Raw genomic sequence first — 3,722 nt, 5'->3', positions numbered from 1 at the left:
TGGGCCTGTCAGGCTTGGTGGCTTTGATCAGCGCAAAGCCGGTGGGAATCTAACTCCGTATTGGACGTTAAAAGTGTAACCCATGTATTTGAAATGATGTGTTACCTATGTTTTTGAATCATACAGGTGGCCTTTTTTTTGGTTACTTTTGTTTGGCCACGCAAACAAAAGTAACTCGCCAGCCAGGCGAAAGGCGCACGTGACATTACCCTCAATAACCCGACTTAAATCCGCCAACTCCCCGAGAAGCCCAAGCTAGTTACCCGCAATAAGCACCGCCCGCCCAATATACAAAACCGGCCCCGTCGGCCGATCCAACGGCGACCCACCCGACGGCTCAAGCGTCAGCTCAAACAACTGCCCGGCCTGCACGGCCCCAATCTGTTCAGCACTCAGGGTCGTGCCTTTACCCGGCTCGATCAAACCCAACGAGCGCGGGCCATCTTTGGGATCAGTAAGGGTCCAGAACTGTACGCTACGATCTGCCGGAATCTGATCCGCCACCAGCGACTCCAGCTTCAAGGTACCGTCGCCATCGACCGTTACCACCCAGCCCGGCTTGGCACTTTCCCCCGGCACCTGCAGCACTGCCGTGAAACTCGCGCCGACGGCTGCTTCGCGCAGCACACCTGGCAGCCAGCTAAGGAGTACCAGCAAAGCAAGCGCGCCGCTGGTCAGACGCCACAAGCCAAGGCTGTTCCACCAACGGGTAAAGCCGTCAGCAGGCGTGCCGCGCGATGGCGGCATCCAACCCAGGCTCTGTTGCACGCGCTCCCACAACACCAGTGAAGGGGTTTGCGGCGGTAGTTCATCTGCCAGTTCGAGCAGGTGTTGCTCCCACTCCAACGCCATGCGCGCGGCCTCGCGGTCATGCGCGATCAACTCGCGCACCGCGCTGGCTTCCGGCTCTTCGAGCAAGCCCAATACATACTCGCCGATCAAGGCCCGACGCGGCTCAATTGCCTCTGGAATCATGCCTGCAAACACTCCTGCAATGCGCGTAGACCGGCGCGGATGCGTCCCTTGATGGTGCCCAGCGGCGTAGTCAACCGACTGGCAATCTGTTCATGGGTAAGGCCCCGATAAAAGGCCAGCAGGATCGGATGGCGACGCGGACGCTCCAGGTGGCGCAAGCACCGGCGCAGCTCACGGCCTTCCGACTGATCGCTCACGATATCTTCTGCCTGCGCACTGTCATCAGCCATCTGCTCGATAAAGTCATCGTCGGTCTCAACCAACCGTCCGCGACTGCGTAGCTGATTCAGCGCCCGATAACGCAGGATGCTATAAATCCAGGCGCGTCCCTGACCCAGCGAGCGATCAAAGCGATCAGCGTTATGCCACACCTTCACCAGCGCATCGTGCAAACAGTCCTCAGCCTGATCACGCCGCCCCAGTAAGGTAATAGCCAACCCCAGCATCTGCCCGGCCTCGCGCTGATACAAACGCTGAAACGCATCCTTATCACCCCGCGCGCAGGCCTCCAGAGTGCCCTCGTAATCAAACTCGCTGTCTGCCATGCCCGGTTCCCATACCCAATCGCCATTCCGTTCATGCAGGCTATACCCGCGAACAGCACTTATGGATGTCGCAAAGCGAAATTAAATGAGCAATTCGTGTGTAATTGTTTCGTTGGGTCGCACGCCATCAAAAGCTCGCAGCGCTGGTGATGCCAACGAGTTTCGCTAGTGCGAGCGCTCCCTGACCCGAATAACAAAGCTACTCGGCTCAAAAACAGCTTGGATTAACGCAAGCGCAGTTGATCAAAACAGGGTTGGCAAGCCAGCCAAAGCGTAGCACTATGCCAGTTAGCGCTTTTTCACAGATCCCTTTCTGGAGGCACGGATGCCTGACTATCCCAACCCACAAAACCAAACGCCCTGCCACTTGCTGGCCAGAGACATATCGTCGTGCCTGCACGCAGTCATAATGGACTTATATCGCACGCAGTTTAACGTGAGGGATAGCAGCATGAGCACGCACAAGTAATTGATAAAAAACAAGAACCGAGTCATTCGTCGCGCATGTTATACCGCGTAATAACGCAGCGTGCGATCTAATCACTGTTAGGCGCAAGGATATACATGGAAAACTATATCGCCTGGTGGGGAGCCGGACTGTCTACGCTACTCGCCTTGATAAAACTATTCGAGTTATGGAATGGCAGATTCCGTATTGAAACGGGGTGCAGCTTTACAGGGCGCGCCGATATTGGCAATGATATATTCATTAGAAACTTAACAAGAAATCGAGTTATCTTAAGTTACTGGGAGCTATTTTATAGATCTCACTATTGGCCACTGGTAAAAGACTCCCAGATCGATTCATCTGAAGATGTCTGTGAAATTCTTATAGAGCCAAACTCAAGCAAGACGTTAAATTTCAGTGGAGCTAATAGCTTTTCATGGGGACACAAGGCAATGAATAAGCGCCGCATTTATCTCCGGTTAAACATCGCTGGCCGGCGTGTAATAACTAAAAAAATATATGGCTAGTAAACGCCTAACAAGGCGCTCAAATCGTTCGCTTCGCTCACGGGGACTGGCTAAAGCCAGCCCCTTAGCTTAATCGTTAGCTTCATAAGGAGGTGAAGATGCTTCATACAAAAGAAACCTTTGTCTATTCAGGCGTTCTCTCTGCAACTGCGCTATTTTTTCTAGTGGTACCATCCATGAAGGGCGGCGCCACCATTGGCCTTCTTAGTATAGCTATTGCCGTAGCAGTTTATTTCCTGCTTGGTTTTGTCGGATTTTGGGTTGGACAAAACATTTCTGGGCACAGACTACTACTAAAGCCGGTATTTTGGGCAGCGCCCTTGTGTTTTGTAGTGCCTTACCAAACATCAAAGCTGACTGGTATAAATGAAGTGTTTCCAGGTGCGGATTTAATTTTGGTATTGGCTTTAGCATTCTTAGTTGGCTTCCGTTTGAACCAACAAACTGTGGATAAAGACATAATATAAAGCAGCTAACCAATCACTGCACGGGACTAGTTCTCCGCCGCTCCGCGGCTACAAACTGGCCCGTGAGTTCGGGCGTTATGTGGATTCAAGGTGTATACCATGGAGCTCTTCTGACCTGACAACTGAAAACTTTCTTAATCAATTTCAAAACCAAACCCAAAATTGAAGACGTGATAATGGATAGCATAAACTTAAAAATTCAGAACATTAAGCACATTGAATTTGCCGAAATAGAAATTCCGTTGGAAAAAGGTGTTTATGGAATAGTTGGCAATAACGGTTGCGGGAAAAGCACAGTTTTACTATCGCTAGCTCAGCTAATATCACGTCATCACCTTGGTGCATTACAAAAAGAGGATTTTGATTTAGAGAAATCCCTGATTGAGTACGGTTATGAAGATAGGGTTGATAAATGGACATGCACAATAAGAGGTTCTGAATATTTTTGGGAGTGTGATACGCACCCAAACACTATAAGATTTAACGGCTTGTACGAAGGTAGTCTTTTTTATGGAACCCGCTTTAATGATTCGCGGACAATAGATTCATTGTTGAGTAACGGCGAATTAAAACGTGAAGATATTGTTGACTCTGATAGCTATATAATCGAAAAAATGAGTTTCATACTTCACGGAAACTGACCTTTCCCCCAAATTCCACGCCATGAACTCGATGAGATTTCCAGCTAACCTAGCAAGATGGAGATCTCGATATGAAGAAGACGCGATACACCGAAGAGCAGATCATCGGCGCTATCAAG

At 50.2% G+C, this 3,722-nt stretch carries 5 protein-coding genes; 3 read left to right on the top strand and 2 right to left on the bottom strand.

The annotated features are described in order from the left end of the window. Positions 1-255: 255 nt before the first annotated feature. Positions 256-975, bottom strand: a complete 720-nt coding sequence (locus H4J77_RS19165) for an anti-sigma factor domain-containing protein (RefSeq protein WP_182250028.1) — start codon at positions 973-975, stop codon at positions 256-258. Then, positions 972-1,520, bottom strand: coding sequence for a sigma-70 family RNA polymerase sigma factor (locus H4J77_RS19160; RefSeq protein ID WP_182250026.1), 549 nt, complete (start codon positions 1,518-1,520; stop codon positions 972-974). Before H4J77_RS19160 ends, H4J77_RS19165 begins: the two co-directional genes overlap by 4 nt. 564 nt (positions 1,521-2,084) lie before the next feature. Between H4J77_RS19160 and H4J77_RS19155 the strand changes: the two genes are divergently transcribed. From H4J77_RS19155 to H4J77_RS19145, 3 genes are all read left to right on the top strand, one after another. After that, a complete protein-coding gene (locus H4J77_RS19155) occupies positions 2,085-2,495 on the top strand; it encodes a hypothetical protein (protein ID WP_182250024.1) in 411 nt (136 codons plus the stop codon). A 98-nt stretch (positions 2,496-2,593) separates the two neighbouring features. Further along, positions 2,594-2,962, top strand: a complete 369-nt coding sequence (locus H4J77_RS19150; RefSeq protein WP_182250022.1) for a hypothetical protein — start codon at positions 2,594-2,596, stop codon at positions 2,960-2,962. Positions 2,963-3,138: 176 nt separating this feature from the next. Beyond that, entirely contained in the window at positions 3,139-3,603 is a 465-nt protein-coding gene (locus tag H4J77_RS19145) for an AAA family ATPase (RefSeq protein WP_182250020.1), read from the top strand. Positions 3,604-3,722 lie beyond the last annotated feature (119 nt).

This window comes from Pseudomonas sp. 5Ae-yellow, from assembly GCF_014077575.1.
Classification (GTDB): Bacteria; Pseudomonadota; Gammaproteobacteria; order Pseudomonadales; family Pseudomonadaceae; genus Halopseudomonas; species Halopseudomonas neustonica.
The sequence above is the reverse complement of the archived record's forward strand: the minus strand, read 5'-3'. Positions and strand labels throughout refer to the sequence as shown.